Here is a 694-nt window from a genome sequence, read left to right on the forward strand (position 1 = left end):
GGCCGTGATGTGCCCATAGAAGGAATTGAATCCAGTGTGGGGTTGTATATCAACACGTTGCCGCTGATGGTGCGCTGGGATCACACAGACAGCATTGCCGCCCTATTGCAGAATATCCAGAACGATATTGCCGCGCTTAACAGCCACAGTTCGGTTTCTCTCTCCGGTTTACAATCCGATGGCAAACGGTTATTCCACAGTCTGCTGGTTTTCGAAAACTACCCAGCGCCGATAGCAAATGAAAACAGAGAAGGTATAGAGCACACACTGACATTCCGTCAGATCATCGAAAAAGCAGATTACCCGCTGTCACTGATGGCTTATGAACAGGATAACCGTTTAATCATCAGATTCAGTTATGGCGAAGACTGGCTGACGACAGAACAGACTCAACGTCTGTTAAGCCAGCTTGAGCGTATTCTGCACGCCGTGGCCTGTAATCCACACCAATCCCATACCGCAATTAACTGCCTCAGTGACGAAGAACACGCTACCCTACAGCACTGGAACCAGACCGATGCGCCTTACCCGCAGGATAAAACCCTGCCACAGTTGTTTGAAACACAGGTGGAGCTTACGCCGGATAATGTCGCATTGGTGTTTGCAGGTGAAAAGCTGACCTATCGTCAGTTAAACGAACGAGCCAATCAACTGGCTTATGTGATCCGTGAACGCTATCAGCAACAGACACATA

Annotated in this window: 1 protein-coding gene; it reads left to right on the forward strand. The window is 49.0% G+C overall.

The window, feature by feature from the left end; genetic code table 11:
* Positions 1-694: condensation domain-containing protein (locus Xinn_RS21245; RefSeq protein ID WP_153043439.1), on the forward strand; the 694-nt coding region annotated here is incomplete at both ends.

The sequence above is a fragment of the Xenorhabdus innexi genome (assembly GCF_002632485.1).
GTDB lineage: Bacteria > Pseudomonadota > Gammaproteobacteria > Enterobacterales > Enterobacteriaceae > Xenorhabdus > Xenorhabdus innexi.